Origin of the sequence: Streptomyces sp. NBC_00572, from assembly GCF_026341815.1 — a bacterium.
Lineage (GTDB): Bacteria > Actinomycetota > Actinomycetes > Streptomycetales > Streptomycetaceae > Streptomyces.
The window spans coordinates 88,636-108,896 of sequence record NZ_JAPENX010000004.1; the positions used below are offsets into that span (position 1 = coordinate 88,636).

20 protein-coding genes and 1 pseudogene are annotated in these 20,261 nt (G+C 68.6%); 9 read left to right on the plus strand and 12 right to left on the minus strand.

The features are described 5' to 3' along the window. Positions 1 to 98: 98 nt before the first annotated feature. From OG514_RS38925 to OG514_RS38935, 3 genes are all read right to left on the minus strand, one after another. Positions 99 to 941 (minus strand): NAD(P)H-binding protein, encoded by an 843-nt coding sequence (locus tag OG514_RS38925; RefSeq protein ID WP_266903227.1) that lies wholly within the window; start codon positions 939 to 941, stop codon positions 99 to 101. 120 nt (positions 942 to 1,061) lie between these two features. After that, on the minus strand, positions 1,062 to 2,246 hold the full coding sequence (locus OG514_RS38930; protein WP_266903229.1) for an acyl-CoA dehydrogenase family protein: 1,185 nt from the start codon (positions 2,244 to 2,246) through the stop codon (positions 1,062 to 1,064). A 318-nt stretch (positions 2,247 to 2,564) separates the two neighbouring features. Continuing rightward, on the minus strand, positions 2,565 to 3,995 hold the full coding sequence (locus OG514_RS38935) for an MFS transporter (RefSeq protein ID WP_266903287.1): 1,431 nt from the start codon (positions 3,993 to 3,995) through the stop codon (positions 2,565 to 2,567). 224 nt (positions 3,996 to 4,219) lie between these two features. Here OG514_RS38935 and OG514_RS38940 point away from each other — a divergent pair, with 224 nt between their 5' ends. The 3 genes from OG514_RS38940 to OG514_RS38950 all read left to right on the plus strand — a co-directional run bounded on the left by OG514_RS38940 (position 4,220) and on the right by OG514_RS38950 (position 5,979). Further along, positions 4,220 to 4,657: a helix-turn-helix domain-containing protein gene (locus tag OG514_RS38940; protein WP_266903231.1), complete on the plus strand. Its 438-nt coding sequence runs from the start codon at positions 4,220 to 4,222 to the stop codon at positions 4,655 to 4,657. 133 nt (positions 4,658 to 4,790) lie between these two features. Next, positions 4,791 to 5,264: a hypothetical protein gene (locus tag OG514_RS38945; RefSeq protein ID WP_266903233.1), complete on the plus strand. Its 474-nt coding sequence runs from the start codon at positions 4,791 to 4,793 to the stop codon at positions 5,262 to 5,264. 106 nt (positions 5,265 to 5,370) lie between these two features. Continuing rightward, complete coding sequence (locus tag OG514_RS38950) at positions 5,371 to 5,979, plus strand: GPP34 family phosphoprotein (protein ID WP_266903235.1); 609 nt, start codon at positions 5,371 to 5,373, stop codon at positions 5,977 to 5,979. Positions 5,980 to 6,085: 106 nt separating this feature from the next. Here OG514_RS38950 and OG514_RS38955 read toward each other — a convergent pair whose 3' ends face one another. The 4 genes from OG514_RS38955 to OG514_RS38970 all read right to left on the minus strand — a co-directional run bounded on the left by OG514_RS38955 (position 6,086) and on the right by OG514_RS38970 (position 9,276). After that, positions 6,086 to 6,781, minus strand: coding sequence for a hypothetical protein (locus tag OG514_RS38955; RefSeq protein ID WP_266903237.1), 696 nt, complete (start codon positions 6,779 to 6,781; stop codon positions 6,086 to 6,088). A gap of 193 nt (positions 6,782 to 6,974) precedes the next feature. Then, positions 6,975 to 7,982 (minus strand): ABC transporter permease subunit, encoded by a 1,008-nt coding sequence (locus tag OG514_RS38960; protein ID WP_266903239.1) that lies wholly within the window; start codon positions 7,980 to 7,982, stop codon positions 6,975 to 6,977. Then, on the minus strand, positions 7,979 to 8,875 hold the full coding sequence (locus OG514_RS38965) for an ABC transporter ATP-binding protein (protein ID WP_266903241.1): 897 nt from the start codon (positions 8,873 to 8,875) through the stop codon (positions 7,979 to 7,981). The genes OG514_RS38960 and OG514_RS38965 overlap by 4 nt, the downstream gene beginning before the upstream one ends. Beyond that, entirely contained in the window at positions 8,872 to 9,276 is a 405-nt protein-coding gene (locus OG514_RS38970; RefSeq protein ID WP_266903243.1) for a GntR family transcriptional regulator, read from the minus strand. Before OG514_RS38970 ends, OG514_RS38965 begins: the two co-directional genes overlap by 4 nt. A 198-nt stretch (positions 9,277 to 9,474) precedes the next feature. Between OG514_RS38970 and OG514_RS38975 the strand changes: the two genes are divergently transcribed. Then, positions 9,475 to 10,119 carry a transposase gene (locus tag OG514_RS38975; RefSeq protein ID WP_323181697.1) on the plus strand — a complete coding sequence of 215 codons (645 nt, stop codon included), beginning with the start codon at positions 9,475 to 9,477 and terminating at the stop codon, positions 10,117 to 10,119. 340 nt (positions 10,120 to 10,459) lie between these two features. On the opposite strand, the gene OG514_RS38980 is transcribed toward OG514_RS38975, so the two are convergent. After that, a complete protein-coding gene (locus OG514_RS38980; protein ID WP_266903247.1) occupies positions 10,460 to 12,097 on the minus strand; it encodes a serine/threonine-protein kinase in 1,638 nt (545 codons plus the stop codon). A gap of 668 nt (positions 12,098 to 12,765) precedes the next feature. Between OG514_RS38980 and OG514_RS38985 the strand changes: the two genes are divergently transcribed. Beyond that, positions 12,766 to 13,239, plus strand: coding sequence for a nuclear transport factor 2 family protein (locus OG514_RS38985; protein WP_266903249.1), 474 nt, complete (start codon positions 12,766 to 12,768; stop codon positions 13,237 to 13,239). 384 nt (positions 13,240 to 13,623) lie between these two features. Here OG514_RS38985 and OG514_RS38990 read toward each other — a convergent pair whose 3' ends face one another. The 3 genes and pseudogenes from OG514_RS38990 to OG514_RS39000 form a co-directional block, all read right to left on the minus strand. After that, entirely contained in the window at positions 13,624 to 14,436 is an 813-nt protein-coding gene (locus tag OG514_RS38990; protein ID WP_266903251.1) for a transposase, read from the minus strand. Between the two features lie 68 nt (positions 14,437 to 14,504). Then, a pseudogene (locus OG514_RS39445) lies at positions 14,505 to 14,717 on the minus strand (hypothetical protein); the annotation flags it as partial. A gap of 459 nt (positions 14,718 to 15,176) precedes the next feature. Continuing rightward, entirely contained in the window at positions 15,177 to 15,755 is a 579-nt protein-coding gene (locus OG514_RS39000; RefSeq protein ID WP_266903253.1) for a TetR/AcrR family transcriptional regulator, read from the minus strand. Positions 15,756 to 15,846: 91 nt separating this feature from the next. Here OG514_RS39000 and OG514_RS39005 point away from each other — a divergent pair, with 91 nt between their 5' ends. The 4 genes from OG514_RS39005 (at position 15,847) to OG514_RS39020 (ending at position 19,296) form a co-directional block, all read left to right on the plus strand. Continuing rightward, complete coding sequence (locus tag OG514_RS39005; protein ID WP_266903276.1) at positions 15,847 to 16,293, plus strand: DUF1772 domain-containing protein; 447 nt, start codon at positions 15,847 to 15,849, stop codon at positions 16,291 to 16,293. A 229-nt stretch (positions 16,294 to 16,522) separates the two neighbouring features. Then, positions 16,523 to 16,948: a DUF4267 domain-containing protein gene (locus OG514_RS39010; protein ID WP_266903289.1), complete on the plus strand. Its 426-nt coding sequence runs from the start codon at positions 16,523 to 16,525 to the stop codon at positions 16,946 to 16,948. 453 nt (positions 16,949 to 17,401) lie between these two features. After that, entirely contained in the window at positions 17,402 to 18,136 is a 735-nt protein-coding gene (locus OG514_RS39015) for a ParA family protein (protein WP_266903278.1), read from the plus strand. After that, positions 18,136 to 19,296: a ParB/RepB/Spo0J family partition protein gene (locus OG514_RS39020; protein ID WP_266903280.1), complete on the plus strand. Its 1,161-nt coding sequence runs from the start codon at positions 18,136 to 18,138 to the stop codon at positions 19,294 to 19,296. Before OG514_RS39015 ends, OG514_RS39020 begins: the two co-directional genes overlap by 1 nt. A 148-nt stretch (positions 19,297 to 19,444) precedes the next feature. Here the strand turns inward: OG514_RS39020 and OG514_RS39025 are convergent, their stop codons facing one another. Next, positions 19,445 to 19,582: a hypothetical protein gene (locus tag OG514_RS39025; protein WP_266903282.1), complete on the minus strand. Its 138-nt coding sequence runs from the start codon at positions 19,580 to 19,582 to the stop codon at positions 19,445 to 19,447. Positions 19,583 to 20,261 lie beyond the last annotated feature (679 nt).

Below are 20,261 nucleotides of genomic sequence, written 5' to 3' on the forward strand. Positions count from 1 at the left end.
AGCACCGGGAAGGGGCCCCGCCGGTGATCCGGCGGGGCCCCGGCACGTCAGGTGCTGAAAGCCCGGTAGGACTCGGACGTTCCACAGCCCGGTAGGACTCAGACGTTCCAGACGCCTCGCGCGGCGGCGTCCTTCACGAAGTCGGAGAAGTCCCGGGGTTCACGGCCCAGCACGCGCCGGACGGTGTCGGTGGGGGTGGCGTTCTTGTTGTCGCGGATCTGGGCGACGAGATCGGCGACGAAGAGCGCGTAGTCGGCGGGTACGTCGTAGCTCACGAGCTCGTCCACGTAGGCCTGGTGCTCGACGGGGACGTAGCGGATGTCCCGGCCGGTGGCCTGGGCGATCTCCTTGACGGCCTCGTCCAGGGTGAGGGCCCGGGCGCCGCTCAGCTCGTAGGTCTGTCCGGCGTGGCCGTCCCCCAGCAGGGCCTCGACCGCGACGGCGGCGACGTCCTCGGTGTCGACGAACGGCTCGCGGCCCGACCCGGCGGGGAGGGACAGTTCACCGGCACGGACGCCGTCGAGCAGGACCCCCTCGTCGAAGTTCTGGAAGAACCAGTTGGGCCGTAGCACGGTCCACTCGGCACCGGACTCCTGGACGGCGCGTTCGCCGGCTATCAGCGACTTGCCGCCGACCGGCTCGGTCACCCGGGCCTGGAGCAGCACCAGCCGGCGGACCCCGCCGGCGACGGCGAGGCCGGACAGCTCGCGCAGCGCGGCCTCGGCGTCCCAGGCACCGGGCTTGTCCTGCGCGTCCACCAGGTAGGCGACGTCGACGCCGGCGAGCGCGGGCTCCCAGGTGCTCGTGTCGTCCCAGTCGAAGCGGACGTCCCCGGAGCGGCTGGCCGCGCGGACGGTGGCCCCGCGCTCCTTCAGCCGGTTCACGACGCGGCGGCCGGTCTTTCCCGTACCGCCGAGGACGAGGACGGTGGTGTCGGTCATGGCAATGAGCCTTCCTGCACAGGGAGATGTAAACGACCAAAGAGGGGTGTACGAGACCGGGCCGCCCGCGCGTGCGGGCGGCCCGGTGGCCGGAGCGTTCCGGTCATCCGGAACGGCGGATCACAGGAACGGGGTGTCGGGGGCGAGCCCGAGGATGGCCCGTCCGTGCACTTCCTGGTTGGGGTTGAAGGCGAACAGCGCGTGCAGGGCCAGGCCCCGCATGTCCCGGTGGAAGCGCTGGAACGCCACGTCGCGCATGATCACCGAGGCGCCGCTGGCCTCGAACAGCTCGTCGACGGCCTCCTTCGCGAGCTGGATGGCGAAGGCCGCGGTGCCGCGGGCGGTGGCCCGCTCTTCCACGGACTGGCTCGTACCGGCGTCGGCGTGCTCCTGGAGCCGGCGCAGCCAGTTGTCCTGGAGCGCCTCGGCGGCCGCGATCTTGTTGGCGGCGATGGCGACCTGGATCTGGGTGACCGGAGAGGCGCTCTGGTCGGTCCAGGAGGTGTAGGTGATGCCCCGGCCCGGAAGGCGGTCGAGGAACAGCTCGTAGGCACCCTTGGCGATCCCGATGTAGGCGGAGGCGCCCTGGGCCATGAAGAAGGGGATGAAGGCGTAGTTGCGCCCGGTGGCACCGGTGTTCGAGCGGTCGCCGGTGGTGCCGGAGAGCACCTCCATCAGGCTGACCACCCGGTGGGCCGGGACCGTCACGTTCTCGGCGGTGGCCGTGGAGCTGCCCGTGCCGGCGGCGTACGAGGCGTGCCAGTCGTCGGCGATGGACAGCTCGCTGAAGGGGACGAGGGCGGCGAAGGGAGCCGGGGTGCCGTCGGGGCCGACGAGCAGGGCGGACAGCACGGCCCAGTTCGAACCGCGGGCGCCGGAGAGCCACTTCCAGGAGCCGCTGAGGCTGTACGAGCCGTCGGCCGCCGGGGTCAGCGTGCCGGTGGGGGTGAAGCCGGTGGAGACGCGCACCGCGCGGCCGGCGCCGTACACCTCCTCCTGGGCCTTGTCGGGGAAGAGGCTGGGGATCCACGAGCTGGACACCCAGATCATCGAGACCCAGCCGGTGGCCGTGTCGGCACGGGCTATCTCGCTCAGGATCCTGACCTGGTCGGCGACCGGGGCCTCAAGACCACCGAAGCGACGCGGGACCGCCAGGCGGTACACGCCGGCCTTGTCGAGCAGCTCGACGTTCTCGTCCGGGATCCAGCGACGCTCCTCGCCCTCGGGTCCGCTCTTGCGAAGCGTGTCGACGAGGGCTGTCACCTCGTCCAGCACCGCGGTGACGGCACTGTCGGTCGTGGTCATCCTGTCTCCTCAGAATTTGCCGCAGCAACTTTACGACGCGCACTCTTCTTTGCGCCGACGGTCATTCGTATTCTCTCGAAAGCAAGGTCATGTGCAGGTAATCCGGCGCTCTCGGAAAACAGCTCGATCAAACAGCCAGACCGGCCGTCGTCTCGACCGGCCGGTTACCGGAGAATGGTTCCGCGCAAGAAAAAAGCATTGCCCTGGCCGACCGGGGCATGGAGGCCAGGGCAATGCTGCTTGAGCGGCTTGAGCGGCTTGAGCGGCTTGAGCGGCTTGAGCGGGTTGAGCGAGGTGCTGCCGAGGGTGGGGCGGGAACTACCTCGACGCCTCGACGGGCTCGGCCGCGCCGGGGATCTCCGTGGCTGCCGGCTCGGCGTCGGTCGCCCCGGCCCGGCTACGCAGGCCGAAGGCGCTGATGAAGGCGGCGACGAGGGCGGCGACCAGCGGCACGACCAGGGCGGCCTGGTAGCCGTCGAGGAGCTCCGCCGGCGAGGTGCCGTCCGTGGCCCCGATGTTGACGGCGGCGACGGAGGACAGACCGAGAGCGGCGCCGAACTGGAAGGACGTGTACAGCAGACCGCCGGCGACGCCCTGCTCCTCCTCGGCGATGCCGTCGGTGGCGACGATGGTGAGCGGTCCGTAGGCCAGGGAGAACGCCAGGCCCAGGATGATCAGGCTCGGGAACATCGCCATGTACGTCCAGTCCGCGCCGACCGGCAGGAACAGGGCGTAGGACAGGGCGGCGAGGAGCAGACCGCCGAAGATCACCCGGGCGTTGCCGAACTTGGCCACGAGCTTGGGGGTGAGGGTGGGCGAGAGGATCGCGTCCACACCGATGACGATGAGGGCGAAGCTGGTCTGCAGGGTCGACCAGCCGCGCAGCTCCTGCAGGTAGAGCACCGCGATGAACTGGAAGCCGAAGAACCCCGCGGCGAAGAGCATGCCGGCCAGGTTGGCGCGGACCAGGGAACCGTTGCGGAAGATGCCCAGGCGTACCAGCGGCGAGGACGACTTGCGTTCGATGGCGATGAAGGCACCGAAGAGGACCAGGCTCGCCGCGATCGTGCCGATCGTCCAGGCGGCGGAGGCGTGGGTGGCACGCTCGACGCCGAAGACGAGGAGCAGGATGCCGCCGGTGACGGTGATCGCACCCGCCAGGTCGACGCCCTGGCCGGTGCGGTCGGGGCGCGCCGACTTGGGGATGAGGGCGATCGCGGCGATGAGGATGAGGGCGCTGAGGATGACCGGCGCGAAGAAGACCCAGCGCCAGTTGATGGCGGCCAGCAGACCACCGACGACCAGGCCGATGGAGAAACCGCCGGCGGCGGTGCCGGAGTAGACGAGCAGGGCCTTGTTGCGCTGCGGGCCCTCGTCGAAGCTCGTGGTGATGATGGACAGACCCGCCGGGGTCATGAACGCGGCGGCGACACCGGTCACGAAGCGGGCGACGATGAGCATCCAGCCCTCGGTGGCGAAGCCGCCCAGGCCGGAGAAGAGGAGGAAGACCACGAGCCAGAAGACGAACATCTGGCGGCGTCCGAACAGGTCGGCGGCACGGCCGCCCAGCAGCATGAACCCGCCGTAACCGAGCACGTAGGCGCTCATCACCCACTGGAGCATGCCGGTCGACATGTCCAGGTCCTCGCGGATCGAGGGCAGGGCGACGTTGAGCATGGCGACGTCGATGCCCTCGAGGAAGATCGCGCCACACAGCACGAACAGCACGCCCCATGCGCGCCCGCTCATGCGGTCGGTGCCGCTGCTCGAGGGGGATTGCAGTGTGGACACAGAATTTCTCCTTGAACGCGAAGGAATAGCGATAGGGAATCAGCCGCATTATTGCGGCAGGTGCTTGGAGTTCCCTTGAAGTTCGCGTGAGAACGGGGCAGGCTGGGAGAGGAGTTGCAAAGAAGAAGCCTGTGCTGGTTCCCACTTGTAACCACTGGCATCATGCGGCACGGTGGGGAACCATGGAAGAACGCACTTTAAAGTCACCAAGTCACTGCACGGGTACCGAGCAGGACTACGACGTCCGCCAGTGGGATGCCCGCGAGGGATGCGAGGTGAGGCAGATCCTCGACCGCGTCGCCGACAAGTGGTCGCTGCTCGCCATCGCGCACCTGGAGCGCCAGACCCTGCGTTTCTCCGAACTGCGCCGCCGCATCGAAGGCATCAGCCAGCGGATGCTGACCGTGACGCTGCGCCAGCTGGAACGGGACGGCCTCGTACGACGCACGGTGCACCCGGTGGTCCCCCCGCGCGTGGAGTACGAGCTCACCCCGCTCGGAGCGACCCTGCACACCACGATCAGGGCCCTGGTGGACTGGACGGAGGACCACCAGGAGGAGATCGCCACCGCCCGGGCCGAGTACGACATCCGCCTGGACGCCCTGGAGTCGGCCACCTGACCCCACCAGGGCGGTTCCACCGCGAAAGTGCTGGTCAAAGCCGTCCGCCGAGGGCCGCGACCAGCACGACCGCCGAGCAGGCACCCCTGTACGGGGGCACTGTGGAGGTAGTCGTACGAAGAAGGTGACGGCCATGGGAACCACCCCCGGTCAGCAGCCCCCTCCCCCCGGCGGAAGCTGGGGAGCCGTGCCACCGCAGCCCCCGAAGAAGAGGTCGAGGACCTGCCTGGTCGTCAGCCTCGTCCTCGGCGGCCTCGTCCTGGTCACGGTGATCGCCGTCATCGCACTCGTGGCGACGGTGGAGGACCCGAGCCGGGACGGTCCCACCGGGCCGGCGGGCGATGTGAAGATCACGGCCTGCCAGGTGGACGCAGGGACGAAGTGGCCCCATGCCGACCTGGACGTCACCAACCGCAGCAGCAAGCCGAGCGACTACATCATCAGCGTGGAGTTCGTAGGAGCGTCGGGAGAGCGCCTCACCGAGTCCAACGCAGTCGTCAGCCACCTGGCCCCCGGCCAACTCGCCAACGAACGTGCCCAGAGCCTGACGCAGGTCGACGAGGCCGTCACCTGCCGGATCACGGACGTGACGCGGGTCGCCTCCTGACCCAAGGCGATTCCCTTCCCGCGACCGGGCTTCGGCCGCACGGCGGGGGCGATACTGATCGTGACAGTCGCCCCACCTTTGTCGACGTCTCCGAGGGGATCCGTTCATGACCACGGCAAGAGACCTGTTCCTCATCGGAATGAGCCCGGAGTCGAAGGACTCGGTGGGACAGGGTGACCTGTCGCTCGCACTCGCGGGAGCCGAGCTGATCGATCTCATCGGCGCGGGGACCGCCACCGTGGACGGCGACCGCATCGTGCCGGGCGAAGCCGCGACACCGGACGACCGGCTCCTGGCCGAGGCTGCGACAGGGCTGTCTCGGCAGGCCCCCTACGAACAGGTCGAGGACTGGCTGTGGCGCCGGGGCCGAGACCTCTCGGCCACGTACCAGGCGGCCTTGGAGGACGAGGGCGAGCTGACGCGGAAGCGAAGCGGTCGGCTGCCCTTCGGCGCGGAACGCGTGGAACCGGCCGATACGCCCGCGCGCCGCCGGGCAGCCGACCGCTGGGAGGAGAAGGAACCCGTCCTGGCCGCCCTCGCCGCGGTCGTGGGCATCGACGGCGGCCGCCGCCCCGACGAAGAGCCCGGCTTCGACGACGAGGCGGTGACGACCGTGGTGGCCTCGGTCCATGACGCGGTGATGGAGCTGGAGGCCGTACGCCAGAGGCGGAACATCGAGAACTCGGCCTTCGCCAACCTCTGGCGAGGACCGTGAGTCGAGGCCGAGGCCGAGGCCGGGTTCGCGGTCAAGGCCGACGCTGACGCTGACGCCAGGAATGAGCGATGCCGGCTGAAGTCATCGACCCTTGACCGCGAGCGCGTCAGGCCTTCTTGGCCCTGGCCGCAGGGCTGTTGGGGCCGCAGGACAGGCGGGCCGCTTCCAAGACCGGTTCCCCCGGCTTCACGTTCCCGGTCGATGTGGAGCACTCCACGACGCCCGAGCCGTCACCGGTCCAGCTGATCGCGCGGCCCGTCACCCGCTCGCTGTTGCCGCAGGTGTACAGGAAGTCGGCGGTGACCTGTCGGACAAAGGCGAAGTCCACGAAGGTCCCGGCGCCGCTGACGCTGGTGGCGGTCGCCGGCTGCGGCGCGGGCCTGTGGACATCGGCGAAGCCGTAATCGTGGTTGTCGATCTCGTCCGTCTCCCCGATGTGGGAGCCCAGCGAGCGGAGCGTGGCCTCCGCGTCGACCCGCGGGCCCTTCTCGAACGTGACGGCGGTACGCGGGGTGTGGAGCTTCGACAGCCTGTTCGTCAGCTTGCCGCCCCCCTTGCCGAGCTTCTGCTTCTCGGCGACACCCGTCAGCACGTCTCGCTCGTCGACGTTGAACCACGTGTACGTGCCGTTCTTGCATGCCGTGTCGACGGCGAGCTCGGCCTTCTTGGGCGCCCCGCCGCTGGTCGCCCCGCCGCCGGTTGCCCCGCCGCCGGTTGCCCCGCCGCCGGCCGTACAGGCGGCCGTCCCCGTGAGCAGCGCGACGACGGCGTATGCGGACAGGCAGGTCCGTCTGATCTTCATGTTCGTCTCCCCCTGGTACCTCAGGCCATTGGTCGATGGCGAAGTCCACCCTGCGGCCAAGAGACCTGCAGGGACAAGTGACTTGAGCCGTTTCTGAGCTGGGCCAGGAGACGCCCGGCCGAGGCCGTTCGGGCGCTTCGCGGCGGGCGGCGCGGAGGGACTCAGCCGAGGCGAACGAGCGACGCGTCGTCTGTCAGGCCAGCCGGCGGCGGATCCACCAGACGCAGCCCCCGGCCAGGGCGAGGGCGAGGCCGAGATAGAGCCCCGTCTCGGCCCACTGCAGGGCCCAGAAGTTGCCGGCGGGCTGGTACGTCACCTGCTGCTGGTAGCCCAGCGCCTGAAGGTCGCCGATGCAGCCGTCGACTTGCGGCAGGGTGGGCGGGCCCGAAGCAGTGTGCAGGCAGTCGCCGAAGGACGACGGCACGGAGGTCGGTTCACCGGCGGCGTCGAGCGTCTGTTGGGAGGTGACCCAGGACCCTGGCACGTCGGGATGGGCGACGATCTGCTTGGCACCGTCCTGGATGCTGATGGGGGCGCCGTCGGGGGCGATCGGCACGGTGGTCCGGTCCGCTGCGGCCAGATGGGCCCGGATCCACATCGGCACGGTGAACTGGACCGCGATGTAGGCGACGAGCGTGGTCGCCATCGCGGGCACGGTGCGGCGGATGACGAGGCCGAGGGCGACGCCCAGGACGAAGGCGAAGGCGGCGTGGGCAACGGGGACGACACCTCGTGCGGCGAAGGCCACGGGGTCGAGCCTCGCGAAGTACGTGTCCGTCGCACCCCCGTTGTCGATGGACCGGTCGATGGGGCTGCTCCACCAGCTCACCGCGAGCGTGGCCAGTCCGGCGACGGTCATGGCGGCCACCGTGCCGAGGCCCAGCTTGGCCGCCAGCCAGCGGGTGCGGGTGACGCCCTGGCTCCACGCGAGGTGGTGAGTGCCGGTCTCCAGTTCACGGGCGATCAGCGGCGCGCCCCAGAACATCCCGATGACGGCCGGTACGGCGAGAACGACCAGCAGTCCCGCGTAGTAGAGGCCCTGGTCCGAACTGGGGAGCCGGTCCACCAGGCTGCTGCCGGCGGCCTGGTAGAGGTTGGCCAGCTGCGGTCCGGTTACCGCGAGGGCGGCGGCGAAGACGGCCATCGCGGCGAACATCACGCCGGCCTGGGTACGGAACTGGCGCCAGGTCAGCCAGATCATCGGAGTACCTCCAGCGCGGGTCGGGTGTCACGGACCGCGTCTGCGGGCCGGGTCATGTAGGCCAGGACGATGTCTTCCAGGCCGAGCGGGCTGACGGTCCAGGACGGATCCTTGACCGGAGCGTCAGCGCGCACCAGGAGGGTGGTCTGCCGGTCGGTGTGACTCGCGGTGATGACGTGCTGGTCCGCGGGGAGGGTGGCCGGGTCCCGGCGCGGGCCGGTGAGCCGGTGGTGGCAGGCGACCAGGTCGTCGATGTCGCCGGCCACCTGCACGCGGGAGTCGACCAGCACGATGACGTAGTCGCAGGTCCGCTCCACGTCGGAGACCAGGTGGGAGGAGAGTACGACGCTCAGTTCGTGCTCGGCGACGGCCTCCATGAGGTCCTGCATGAACTCCCGCCGGGCGAGCGGGTCCAGCGCCGCGACCGGCTCGTCCAGGATCAGCAGCTCCGGGCGCTTGCCGATGCCCAGGGTGAGAGCGAGCTGCGCGCGCTGGCCGCCGGACAGCTTGCCGGCCCGCTGCTTGGGGTCCAGACCGAGGCGACGGATCCGGTCCCGGGCCAGGGCGTCGTCCCAGTTCGGGTTGAGGCGCTTGCCGAAGTCGAGGTGGTCGGCGACGCTCAGCGCGGCGTAGGTGGGGGTGTCCTGGGCGACGAAACCGACTTTGGCCAGCTGTTCCACATCAGCGGCTGGACGGCCACCGCACACCTCGATGGATCCGGCTGTCGGGGTCAGCATGCCGGAGGCCAGCTTCAACAGGGTCGACTTGCCGGCTCCGTTGGGGCCGACCAGGCCGACGACCCGGCCGGGCGGAACTTCCAGATCGCAGTTCTGCAGCGCCCACCGCTGCTTGTACCTCTTGCCCAGCCCCTGGGCTCGCAAGACTGCACTCACGCTACGTCCTCTCCGGCGACGTTACGAAAGGCGTTCAGGAACAGCGCCTCGATGCTTTCGTCATCGAGCCCGGCCAGGCGGGCCTTGGTCAGCCAGCGCTGCAGGTCCTTGAGCAGCGGGCCGTGCGCGGCGAGCGTGCCGTCGGCCAGCGTCCGGGTCACAAAGGTCCCGACGCCGGGCCGGGCGGCCACCAGACCGTCGTGCTCCAGCTCGCGGTACGCCTTGAGCACCGTGTTCGGGTTGACCGCCATCTGCTTGGCGACCTCTTTGACGGTCGGCAACCTGTCGCCCTCCTTCAGCACGCCCAGGCGCAGAGCGTGCCGCACCTGCTGGACCAGCTGCTGGTAAGGGGACAGCCCGGACCGGCCGTTGAGGTGGAACTCAATCACCAGTTCCTCCATTTATCTAGTTGCCTAGCACTATAGCCATCTACCCTAGCAATCCGGCAAGGTAGAGCCCGCGGCACAAGCCCCCCGACGCCGAGGACGGCTCCACCACCGACGAATCTCCGTGGAGGAACCACCCCGCCAGCCCGCGCAACGACGCAGCCCGGTTCAAAACCCGGTTTTGAAACCAGCCGCATCGCTGGGCCCGGAGTGGTGCAGCTACCGTTCGACGGGATGTCAACCCGCCGTCCCATCGACCTGCTGCCGGACCGGGAGGCATCCAGCCTGGCGGCCTGGCTCGCCGAACGGCCAGGCATTGAGGTCATCTGCCGAGACCGAGCGCCCTTCTTCGCCGAAGGCGCCTCCGGCGGCGCCCCGCAGGCTGTCCAGGTCGCGGACCGGTGGCACCTCTGGCACAACCTGAGCGAAGCCGCCGAACGGGCCGTCGCCCAGCACCGTCGCCGCCTGCGAGCCCTGGTCCCCACCGCCCCCGAACCCGAGCCTGAACCTGCCCCAGAAGAGGAGCCGCCCGGCTCACCCTGGCCGACCGGCCACCGGTTCGCCGACCGCACCAGGGCCCGGCACGCCGCCGTCCACGCACTGCCGGAGGCCGGGCACAGCCGCCGCTCGATCCAGCGTCAGCTCGGCATGACCTGGCGGACGGTCAAGCAGCTCGCCGAGTCTGCGGCCCCGGAGGAACTGTGCACCGGCCAGTGGCAGAACCGACCTTCGGTCCTCGATGACTACAAGCCCTACCTGGACGACCGGTGGAACGAGGGTTTCACCAACGCCTGGAAGCTGTGGGAGGAGATCGTGCCGCTCGGCTACAAAGGCAGCTACCAGCGCGTCCGTGCCTAGACGAGGCCGGGCCGGCCTCGAACTGGGTCGATCCGGAAGACTGGAAGCAGTGGCGAGCCGACCTCAACCGTCTTCGCACAGTCCTTGCTCCGCCATCACCGTCCATCCCGCTGTTCGATGTCGAGCAATGACAGAGCGTCACCCGCCACAAAACCTGAGCCAGAACCTTCTCGTTCTGGCTCAACTTCTGGATGCTGTTGGCGATCTTGTCGAAACTTCCCGTGCCGCGCTGCGACTCGTACGCAGCGCCTCGGGTCGCGGTGGTGGCAGCGGGCGGGCTGGGACCTGCGGAGTACTGCAACTCCGATCTGACCCACCTCGGCGAGGGCGGATCTGAGCGTCAGGTACTGCCTGCTGTCCACCTCGCGAGGTATCCGTGCGTGCGTCGGAGCGCGTCAGCCATCAGGCCGTTTGCGAGAAGTAGCAGCCACCCTCCAGGCAGGAGCACGGTGCGAATCGTATATCCGGGATTGGCGTCATCCGAGGGCTCCAGGCCGAAGGTCATCGCGAGCACCCACAGACCAAGAAGCGTCACGATGGTGATCCAGCCGGCACAGATCACGCCTGCCGCCAGGCCGAACTTCTTCAGGTCTTGGCTGCCGGCCAGTCTCAGCAGGAACAGGAGTGCCAAGGCGAGGCCGGCCGCTGTACCGATGACCCCGATGGGTATCGCCTGCCAGCTCGTCGCCAATCCGGGGATGCCGCTGGGAATCGCTTCCCAAGGGTGCTGCCAGTTGAAGCGCTCGACTACGTGTGCCACTTGAGTGCCGGAGGACTCCTTCTTCCAGGTCTCCGAAAAGAGCGGCTTGAAGCTCGCCCAGACGAGCGCTCCCGCTGCCACGAGGATCTCTGCCACATGGGGGCCGATCACTTCACCCACCGATGGGGGCCCGATCGGGTTCGGCACCTGCTGCGGCAGTTTCTGCGTACCCCGCAACGCGGCGGGAGCCGATGAGGCGACAGGCACGGCCTCCGTCGTCCCGCCGCCTTCATCGCCACCCGTCATATGCGGGGAATCGGGCTGATTGCGGAAGGCGGTGTCTGCCGCTTCCGAGCCGGCGACAGCGAGGGCGCGCAAAGCGCTGGTGCGCGCCTGGATAGCCGCGCGGGCACCAGTAATCCCCATCCAGGCGCCCGGACCGAGTGCGTTACCCAGCTCCTCCTCGCACCACTCCCGCACACGTAATGGTGTCGGGCGCTGGCCGGGGTCCTTGTGCAGGCAGGCGGCGATCAGTTGGCGCAGAGGTGGAGTGAAGAGGGACACGTCCGGGTCGTCGGCGACGACGCGGTGGGCAACGGCCCACTCGTTCTCCGCGGCGAACGCCTCACGGCCGGCGGCGAGGAAGTACAGGGTGGAACCGAGAGCGAAGACGTCGGAGGCCGCGCCGACGGCGCGGCCCGAAGCCTGCTCGGGCGACATGTACAGCGGGGTGCCGATCCGGGTGGAATGGCTCCGGTAGGTCACCGACTGGGTCAGAGATTTGACGATGCCGAAGTCGATGACCTTCGGACCGCTCTCGTCCAGCATGATGTTCCCGGGCTTGAGGTCCCGGTGCACCACGTTCGCGGCGTGGATGTCGGCGAGGGCGTGGGCGATGCCCCAGGCCAGCAGCATCACCTGCTCGGTCGGCAGCGGCCCATGGTCGGCCACCAGGTCCCGCAGGGAGGGCCCGGCCACGTACGTCGTGGCCAGCCATGGCCGCTCGGCCTGGGGGTCGGCGTCCAGCAACGGCGCGAGGTGGGCACCGCGCACCTTCTGTGCGGCGCCCACCTCGCGCGCGAATCGCTGTCCGAACTCCGCGTCCCCGGCGAACTCGTGACGGATCACCTTCAAAGCCGTTGGCTGCCCGCCGGGGGAAAGAGCGAGAAACACCTGCCCCATACCGCCTTCGCCCAGCCGCGCCACCAGCTGAAAGCCCCCAAAACTGTCCGGATCGTCAGACTGCAATGTAGGAAACTGAAACGCTGCCCTCGGCACGAAGTACTCCCCCCTCGTCTCCCCGCGCGGGGATTCCTCACGGCTCGACCGCCCGCCGCGTTCGCCCCACGAGCCTAGGACCCTGCCTGTCGTTCCACCAGAACAGCCGAAGGTCCGAGTTGCCTCGCTCATTGGCTGCAAGTCAGGCAGCGGCACAGGGCGCCTCAGCTCCGTGCCAGCAGGCCCCGACAAGATCACCAACAGCATCACTTCTGTGGAGTCGGCAACCATGAGTGATGGCTGGCCTGACAAGGGTCAGCCATCGTCGTGCAGCCCCATACGCCGTCTCAAGCGGCTTCGCATCGTCCGATCCATGACGATCATCATGGAGCAGATGCCGCCCAGCACTGGGCCGAAGATCAGCACGACTAGCGCCGAGCCGAGTTCTTCAGCCCACAACAGGCCCACGACCAACCACAGAAGTTGTGCCAGAGCCCGAGTAGCGCCGTCGGGTGTTCATGGGATTGGGAGGCACCCAGATCCACGGTCGGGTGATGTTCACGAGTTTTGGTTCTGGCTCAGGTTCTGTGGACTGGCCACACTGAGTCACGGATCGGCAGGTGGGGGTCGGCCACGGACGGGCACGGCTCTGGAGAGCATGCGCCCGGAACCGGGGCCCAGCTCGGGTGAGGCTGCCTCAGCCAGGGGCGACCTGATATGAGTTGATCATGAATACTGAAACTCTTGACCCGATGGAGCGCCTGCTCGCAGAGCGGGCTTGTGAGCGGCTGGTCGTCGAGTTCGTCCACCGGCTCGACCTCGGAGACCCGGGCTCGGTGGCGGACCTCTTCACGCAGGACGGCACCTGGGAATGGCCCGCCGGCGACCGCCGCATTGCGGGTCACGACGCCCTGCGCATCTACTTCGGCAACCGGCCCGCAGACCGACTGTCACGCCGTATATGCACCAACATCCTGGTTACCGTGACCTCTGCGGACACCGCCGCCGCCACCACCTACTTCACCACGTACCGTGTCGACGGCTACAGCGAGGGCCTCGTACCGCCGCGGCCCCCGGTTCAGGTGGGGCACTACGAAGACACGTTCCGCAAAGTGGACGGCACCTGGCTGCTCACCACGCGGACTCTCTTCCTCTCCTTCGCCGGTCCCACGGAACGCCTCGGCGGGCCCGGCCAGTCATGAGAACGGCTCCCAGCCGACCGGCCGTCAAGGGTCCTGCGCCACGGGGAGTGACACTCCACAGAACTTGAGCCAGAGCCTTTTCAGGTTCTGGCTCACTTTCCGTGGAGGGCTGACTGAGTGTGATGTCAGTGGTGTGTGGTGAGATGGCTGGACTATGTGGTCTGTCGTGAACGACTCCGATCGAGTGCAGTGGCACTACACCCCCTTCGAGAGCGTGGGCCCGCTCCGATTCGGCATGAGTCACGAGGAAGCCGGCGCCGCGATGGAGCTGCAGGGGTTCACTGGAACCGTCTTCTCCATGCACCAGCGACACGGCGCCCTTGTGCTCCAGGCCGTCTTTCGCGAGATGACCGCCCCGGCTTACGCAAGGGCTGTCACCGTCTACTACAGGGAATCCGGCGGGCTGGCCTGTGTAGCCGTCGATGCACTGTGTGGACCACTGGTCTCGATGGACGGGCTGCAGTTGGTCGGGCGGGTGCCTTCCGAGCTGGTGCGGGAGGTCATATGGAGTTGGCGGCCGCTCGCCCTCCGGCTGAGCCCGGCTGCCAGTAGTTCGTGGACGGTCGCGTGCTTGTCGCGGGTGCGGTCAGCGAAGCGGTGTCCCCTTGGCCAGGGCGAGTCGGAGGGGTCTTCGAGCTTCTTCGGCTCGGGGGCCGACTGGGCTGAATCCGGCGCCAGGACCTGCAGGCATCCGCGGTGGTCTGCGACGCACCGCTCTGCGACCTCGCTCAGGTTGTGCCAAAGATGCCACCGGTCCGCCACCTGCACCGCTTGAGGTGCCCCAGCCGTGGCACCTTCGGCGAAGAACGGCGCCCGATCGCGGCAGACCACCTCCACCCCGGGCCGATTCACGAGCCAAGCGGCCAGGCTGGACGCCTCCCGGTCGGGCAACAGATCGACTGGACGCCGGCTCTCGACGTCGACCAGGACAGTCCCGTAGTGACGCCCTCTGCGGGTCGCGTACTCATCGACGCCAACCACCCGCGGGGCCGGAAATTCGGGGTCGGGCAACGCTTCGACCAGCCGCAGCACCGTGCTGCGGCTCACGGAAACGCCGATCACGCTCGCCAGGCGGGCACCGGCCCGACCGGCGAGCGCGAGCCCGACCGCGGCCAGCGTCGACCGCAGCCGCTCCGTCCGCCGGCCGTCCGACGCGTCAGCCCTGGCAACTGTTCGGCGAAGGTCCGCTGCCCGCACGAGATGACCGGGCAGAGGAACCTGCGGACGCGCAAACAGAGAGCAACCCGTCTGCCACCGCTGGGCACAGCAGCGGGAAAGCGCAGGTACGAGCTGTGAACCCGCCGTGACCAGCTCCCGCATCCGGGACAGACGGCCCCAGCCACCGTGCTTCGAGCCTCTATACGTACCGCCTCGTCGTTCACAGCGACCGACAGCACCGCCACGTCCGCAATCGACGGGAACAGCAACTCCTCCAGCCGAAGCACCACTTCTTCCACGGGCCGAACTGTCAGCCACACCCCACCCGGTACGGGTCAATTCCGGGCAACTTCCCCACGGCCCACTCACCCAACAACCGTCACTCAGCGTGCAAGCTCCACGGAAAGTGAGCCAGAACCCGAGTTTTGCTCATGAACATTCACGGGCCTCAAGATCCGCAAACTGCTGCCCAAACTGGCGGACAAACGCTGCCTAGAAGCGAACGAAGCCACCGGCTCATGGGTGACCGGGCAGGTCCGCGCGTACGACCTGCTGCGGGATGTCCGGCCGCGAGGGGCTGCGGACCCCGGGCCCTGCCGCCCGAGGAGCGGGAACGTGACGTCCTGGACGAAGACGCGGCCGCGGGCTCCCCGCTGAAACGCGCCACCGTCAACTGCCTGGGCCGCTACAGCTGCGCCGCCCACCCGCCACGCGAGGGTCTGCGCAGGCAGCGGCGCAGGGCCCGAGGGTCCCGGCCGCGTACCCGCCGGGACGCTGTGTCAGACCACGGCGAGCCGTTCCACCAGCAGTTGCACCCTCAGCTCGGTGTCCTCCGGCGGCAGCCGTCGCGCCCGGGTCAGGGTCGCGACGCCGTGCAGGGCCGCCCAGAAGGTCTCGGTGAACAGTCCCGGGTGGACGCCGTCCCCGGCGACCTCGCCGAGGGTCTCCAGCAGGGCGGCGAAGGCGTCCTTGAGCGGTTCCGGGGTGTCCTCCTGCGCGTACGCGAGACCGCCGTCGAGCTGGAAGATGGCGTCGTAGACCGCCGGATGGCGTTCGGCGAAGTCGAGGTAGGCGCGGGCGAGCGCGGCGGCCCGCTCGCGCGGGCCGTCCGCGGCGGAGGTCGCGGCCCGCACCGCCGCGGCCATCTCGGCGGCGCCCTGGAGGGCGACGGCGCCGATGATCTCGCGCTTGCCGCGGAAGTGGCTGTAGAGGACGGGCTGGCTGTATTCGATGCGCTCGGCGAGCCGGCGGGTGGTGACCGCGTCCCAGCCCTGCTGCTCGGCGAGTTCGCGGGCCGTCGTCACGATGAGGCGCTCGCGGTCCGCCCGTTCACGCTGCTTGCGTTCCTGTACCGACATGATTCGATCCTAGCACCGCTAGACAATCGAGCGGCAGTAGTACTAGCGTTGCCTCATCACCTAGCGACGCTAGATTCTTGGAGGGGTCATCATGCTCAACGCACTCGAGGTCTTCACCACCGTGGTCGTCGGCCTGATGGTGGGGGTGGAGTTCTCCGTCGCCTTCGTCATGAACCCGATCTTCAACGCACTCCCCGAGGACAGCGGCCAGCTCGGCCGCGCCCACGGCGGCCGGATGCTCGGCGCCGTGATGCCGGTCTGGTACATCGGCTCGCTCGTCCTCACCGCCGTCTGGGCCATCGCCGGATGGCACCACGCCGGCACCGGCCTCGTCGTCACCGCCGGCGTGCTGCTGATCGTCAGCGTGATCATGTCGATCCTGCTGCTCGTCCCGATCAACAACCAGGGCAAGACGTGGACCCCTGAGAACCGGCCCGCCGACTGGAAGCAGCAGATGAACCGCTGGGACCGCTTCCACTACGTCCGCGTCGCCGTCATCATCGCCGCCTTCACCCTGCTGGTCACCGCCCTCGTCTGACCCTCGCGGACTCCCCCGCCGTCCTGGAGGGACCTGTCGACATCGGACCTCCCTGGGCGACCACCTGATGGCCAACTCGCCCGAGCTCACCCTCTTCGGCCTCGTCCTGGAAGACGCGAACCCGGCCGAGCGCGCACGCTCGTGCCCGCCCTCCCCGCTCCGGCGCGCGACATCCAGCACGACTCACCGGCGCTCCACCACGTTCACGAAGACCGACAGGGAGAAGACAATGCCGCTGAAGAAGATCAACACCGTCCTGTCCGCCGCCTTCATCCTCTTCATCCTCTGGTTCGGGACGGACTTCATCCTGAGCCCGGAGACGACGGCGCCGGGCTTCGGCCTGCCGAGCTGGCCGGCCGGCGACGGCGGCGGCTTCCTGATCATCAAGGGAATCCGCGACGTCGTCCTGGCCCTGGTCCTGGGCATCCTGCTGGTCACGGGCCACCGCCGGGCGCTGGGCTGGGTCCTGCTGGTGGAGGCCCTCGCCGCGTACGGCGACATGACCACCGTGCTGGCCCACCACGGCTCCGTGGCCACCGCCCTCGGCGTCCACGGCCTGACCGCGACGCTGATGGTGGTCAACGGTCTGCTGATGATGCACGAGACCCGCAAGGTCGCGGCCGCTCCGGCAAGACCCGCCCCGCAGCCCGCCTGATCCCCTCAGTCCAAGGTGGCCCGGCCCCCGGCCGGGCCACCTTCACGCGTGCCGAACCGACAGGAGAAGCTCGTGGCGACGGCGCAGCAACTCGCGGGCAAGGTCCTTCCCCGACACCTCTCGCCCAGCTCTGATCCGAGGTCTTCAAAACCCGGTTTTGAAGACTGACGGCCCATCGACCCGCGGAGCGCCACTCCCCCGTCTTCAAAACGCGGTTTTGAAGACCGCCGACCCGCCGACCCGGTGAGCGCCGTTCCGCCCGCTTCAAAACCCGGTTTTGAACCCCGCCGAGCCCGCCGACCCGCGGAGCGCCACTCCCCCACCTTCAAAACCGGGTTTTGAAACCGACACGCCGAGGGGCCGCCGGTGGGGCATTACGTGGCATCCTGTCCCGGTCCGCTAGTACCGACCCACCCGGGCCGGGAAGCATACGGAGCATCAGGAGTACCACCCATGGCACGGATTACCGCGCTCATCAACCGCAAGGGTGGAGTCGGCAAGTCGACTCTCACCGTGAACACCGCGGCCATCACCGCCCACGTTCTGGGCGAATCCCCCGAAGGCGACCCCAACTACGTCGCCGCCGTCTCCGCCGACCCCCAGGGGTCGACCACCTGGTGGTCGGAACGGGTCGGCCACGATCTGCCCTTCTCCTTCGAGCAGATCAACTCCCGAGAAGACCTCGAACTCTTCTCCCACCTCAAGAAGTCCCGCAAGATCAAGCACGCCTTCATCGACACCCCGGGATGGATGGACCTCCCCGAGGACGAGAAGGAAGAAGCCGGCGACCCCTTCGGCAAGAGCACCGCGGCCGACGCCATGCGCGCCGTGCTCTCCAACGCCGACGACATCATCGTGCCCGTGGAGCCCGAGCCCCTCGGATTCATGCCGACGCGCGACACGATCGAGGAAGTGGTGAAGCCCCTCGGCATCCCCTACCTCGTCGTCATCAACAACTGGGACCCCCGCGACGGCGAGGCCGACCTGGAGCAGACCAAGGACTTCGTCCGTGCTCAGGGCTGGAACCTGGCGAACACCGTCGTCCGCCACTACAAGGTCCACACCCGAGCGGCGCTCGAAGGGACCGTCGTGACCCAGTACAAGAAGAACCGGGTCGCCATGGAAGCACGCGAGGACTTCTACCAGCTTGCCCTCGAACTGGGCGCCGGCAAGAAGGAACGTCGCTGATGGCCGCGAAGAAGCCCTGGGCGGACCTCCTCGACGGGCCGGGCAAGCCCGGCACCAAGCGCACCACCGCCGCAGAACCCGCCAAGGCGGAGGCCCCGCCGACCACCGTGTACATGCACACGCTCGTCGGCAACCCGGACAACCCGCGCACCGAGGTCGACTACACCGACGACGACGCCGACTTCCGCGAGCTCAAGGAGTCCATGACATCGGTCGGCCAGCTTCAGCCGGCCGTCGCGATGTCACGCGAGGCGTTCCTCCGCATCAAGCCCGAGCACGGCGCTCGCATCGGCGACGCCGAGTGGATCGTGATCCTCGGCAACCGACGGTTCCACGCGGCGAAGCAGCTCGGCTGGACGAAGTTCGAGATCCGGGTACGCGACCGCCTCGGCAGGGAAGACGACGACAAGGTCGACGAAGCCGTCATCATCGAGAACATCCACCGCAAGAACATCCCCCCTTACAAGGAGGCGGAGTTCCTGCAGCGGATGGTCGAGCGCCACGGCTCCCAGGAGAAGGTCGCGGAACGCATCGGCAAGTCGCAGATGTACGTCTCCAACCGCCTGAGCCTGCTGAACCTGACCCCCGAGCTCCGGGACGTCGTCGACACCAAGCAGCTCAAGGTGAAGACGGCGGAGAAGATCGCCAGGATCCAGGACCCCGAGGAGCAGAAGGCGACCGCGGCCGAGGAGATCCTCAAGGCCAACCAGCCGAGGGGCCCGCGCAGGAGCACGAAGCCGGCGCAGGAGCCCCCGCAGCTTCAAAACCCGGTTTTGAAATCGGTGCCGGAACCCCCGCAAGTTCAAAACCCGGTTTTGAAACCGCCCTCGGAGCCCACGGCAAACAACGGGGAATCCGTTGCCACCGAAGCACCGGGGCAGGACGGACCTCCTGACGGCCATGTCCCCGAGCCACGACAGACACCGCACGCGACGGACACGAACGTCGCGGTCCCGTGGCACGACGGAGCAGCCCTCATGGACGCCGCCTTCGAGCGGCTGGCCCCCGCCGAGCGAAGCGCGTTCATCCTGCGCTACTTCCGGCGGAGCCATGGAGTCGACGCCGTCATCAAGGACATGCGGGGGAGTCTCACCCCGCAGGACCGGTCCTCGCTCGCAGACATCCTGCAGCAGGTCTCGGATGGACTGAGGCACCCGTAGCCCATCCAAAGAAGCCCCTGCTGCTCCATCGACACGATGGAGCAGCAGGGGCTTCCACGTCTCCAGCGGCACTCCTGGGACCGCACGCCCCCGTAGCGGAGACGTGCGGAAACAGCAGGGCTCGTTCTCGCGGGCCTGAGGCATTTGTTCAGGTGAGTGCTGCGCGGAGCTGGGCGGCGACGGCTGCGGCCCGCTCGGGCGTGACGTCCAGCACGCCGTTGTCCGACATCAGGGCGTGGAACTGCTGCTGCTCGTACGGGACACCGGGCGGCCGTGACTTCGCCATGAGCAGCAGCAGGCGGATGCCCTGCTGGCCGGGGTGGGTCGGGCCGGTGTCGGGCGCAGGTGTCGCGTGGGGTGAGGAGGGTCTGGACCCCCTCCATAGTTAATCTTCTGCTCATTTTGAAGCATGCCATGGTGTGATGCGGGGATCACCCCTCTCGTCCCAACGCGGGATCACCCCTCTCGCCCCAACAGTGGGTCCCGGTACCCCTGCCCCTTCCGTTTCGACGGCCCGTCACCAGCTCCCTTCTTTGCCGTTGTTGGGGTGGCGGGGTTTGTGGGTTGCTGGGGTGTGGTGGAGGCCGCCCCTGGGGGCTGCACCCCAGCCGCCCAGTAGTTGACCTATTCCCGGCTCCTGTTGGAGTTTCTGGAGTTGCACTGGAGTTGTACATGGGGCCATGGGGCGGGTAAGCGCAGCGTCCCGCCCTAGACGCACCCCTCTGGCCCGCGCAGCGAGCCTTCCCAACCGGCCCGGGAACCCGGACCGCGCAGCGGCCCGGCCCTCTTCGGGTCCCCGGAGCGCAGCGGAGGGGACCACCCCGGCTGCGCCGGGGCGGGGGTGAGCGCAGCGAACCCCTTCACCTTTCAACCCGGACCGCGCAGCGGGCCGGCCCCCTTTCAGGCCCCCGGAGCGCAGCGGGCGGCCCTCCGCGAAGCGGGAGGGCGGTGAGCGCAGCGAACCG

Bases quoted from the DNA above. Each gene is read 5' to 3' on its own strand.
- OG514_RS38925 (WP_266903227.1), bottom strand. From the start codon at position 941: ATGACCGACACCACCGTCCTCGTCCTCGGCGGTACGGGAAAGACCGGC.
- OG514_RS38930 (WP_266903229.1), bottom strand. From the start codon at position 2,246: ATGACCACGACCGACAGTGCCGTCACCGCGGTGCTGGACGAGGTGACA.
- OG514_RS38935 (WP_266903287.1), bottom strand. From the start codon at position 3,995: ATGAGCGGGCGCGCATGGGGCGTGCTGTTCGTGCTGTGTGGCGCGATC.
- OG514_RS38940 (WP_266903231.1), top strand. From the start codon at position 4,220: ATGGAAGAACGCACTTTAAAGTCACCAAGTCACTGCACGGGTACCGAG.
- OG514_RS38945 (WP_266903233.1), top strand. From the start codon at position 4,791: ATGGGAACCACCCCCGGTCAGCAGCCCCCTCCCCCCGGCGGAAGCTGG.
- OG514_RS38950 (WP_266903235.1), top strand. From the start codon at position 5,371: ATGACCACGGCAAGAGACCTGTTCCTCATCGGAATGAGCCCGGAGTCG.
- OG514_RS38955 (WP_266903237.1), bottom strand. From the start codon at position 6,781: ATGAAGATCAGACGGACCTGCCTGTCCGCATACGCCGTCGTCGCGCTG.
- OG514_RS38960 (WP_266903239.1), bottom strand. From the start codon at position 7,982: ATGATCTGGCTGACCTGGCGCCAGTTCCGTACCCAGGCCGGCGTGATG.
- OG514_RS38970 (WP_266903243.1), bottom strand. From the start codon at position 9,276: ATGGAGGAACTGGTGATTGAGTTCCACCTCAACGGCCGGTCCGGGCTG.
- OG514_RS38985 (WP_266903249.1), top strand. From the start codon at position 12,766: ATGAATACTGAAACTCTTGACCCGATGGAGCGCCTGCTCGCAGAGCGG.
- OG514_RS39000 (WP_266903253.1), bottom strand. From the start codon at position 15,755: ATGTCGGTACAGGAACGCAAGCAGCGTGAACGGGCGGACCGCGAGCGC.
- OG514_RS39005 (WP_266903276.1), top strand. From the start codon at position 15,847: ATGCTCAACGCACTCGAGGTCTTCACCACCGTGGTCGTCGGCCTGATG.
- OG514_RS39010 (WP_266903289.1), top strand. From the start codon at position 16,523: ATGCCGCTGAAGAAGATCAACACCGTCCTGTCCGCCGCCTTCATCCTC.
- OG514_RS39015 (WP_266903278.1), top strand. From the start codon at position 17,402: ATGGCACGGATTACCGCGCTCATCAACCGCAAGGGTGGAGTCGGCAAG.
- OG514_RS39020 (WP_266903280.1), top strand. From the start codon at position 18,136: ATGGCCGCGAAGAAGCCCTGGGCGGACCTCCTCGACGGGCCGGGCAAG.
- OG514_RS39025 (WP_266903282.1), bottom strand. From the start codon at position 19,582: ATGGCGAAGTCACGGCCGCCCGGTGTCCCGTACGAGCAGCAGCAGTTC.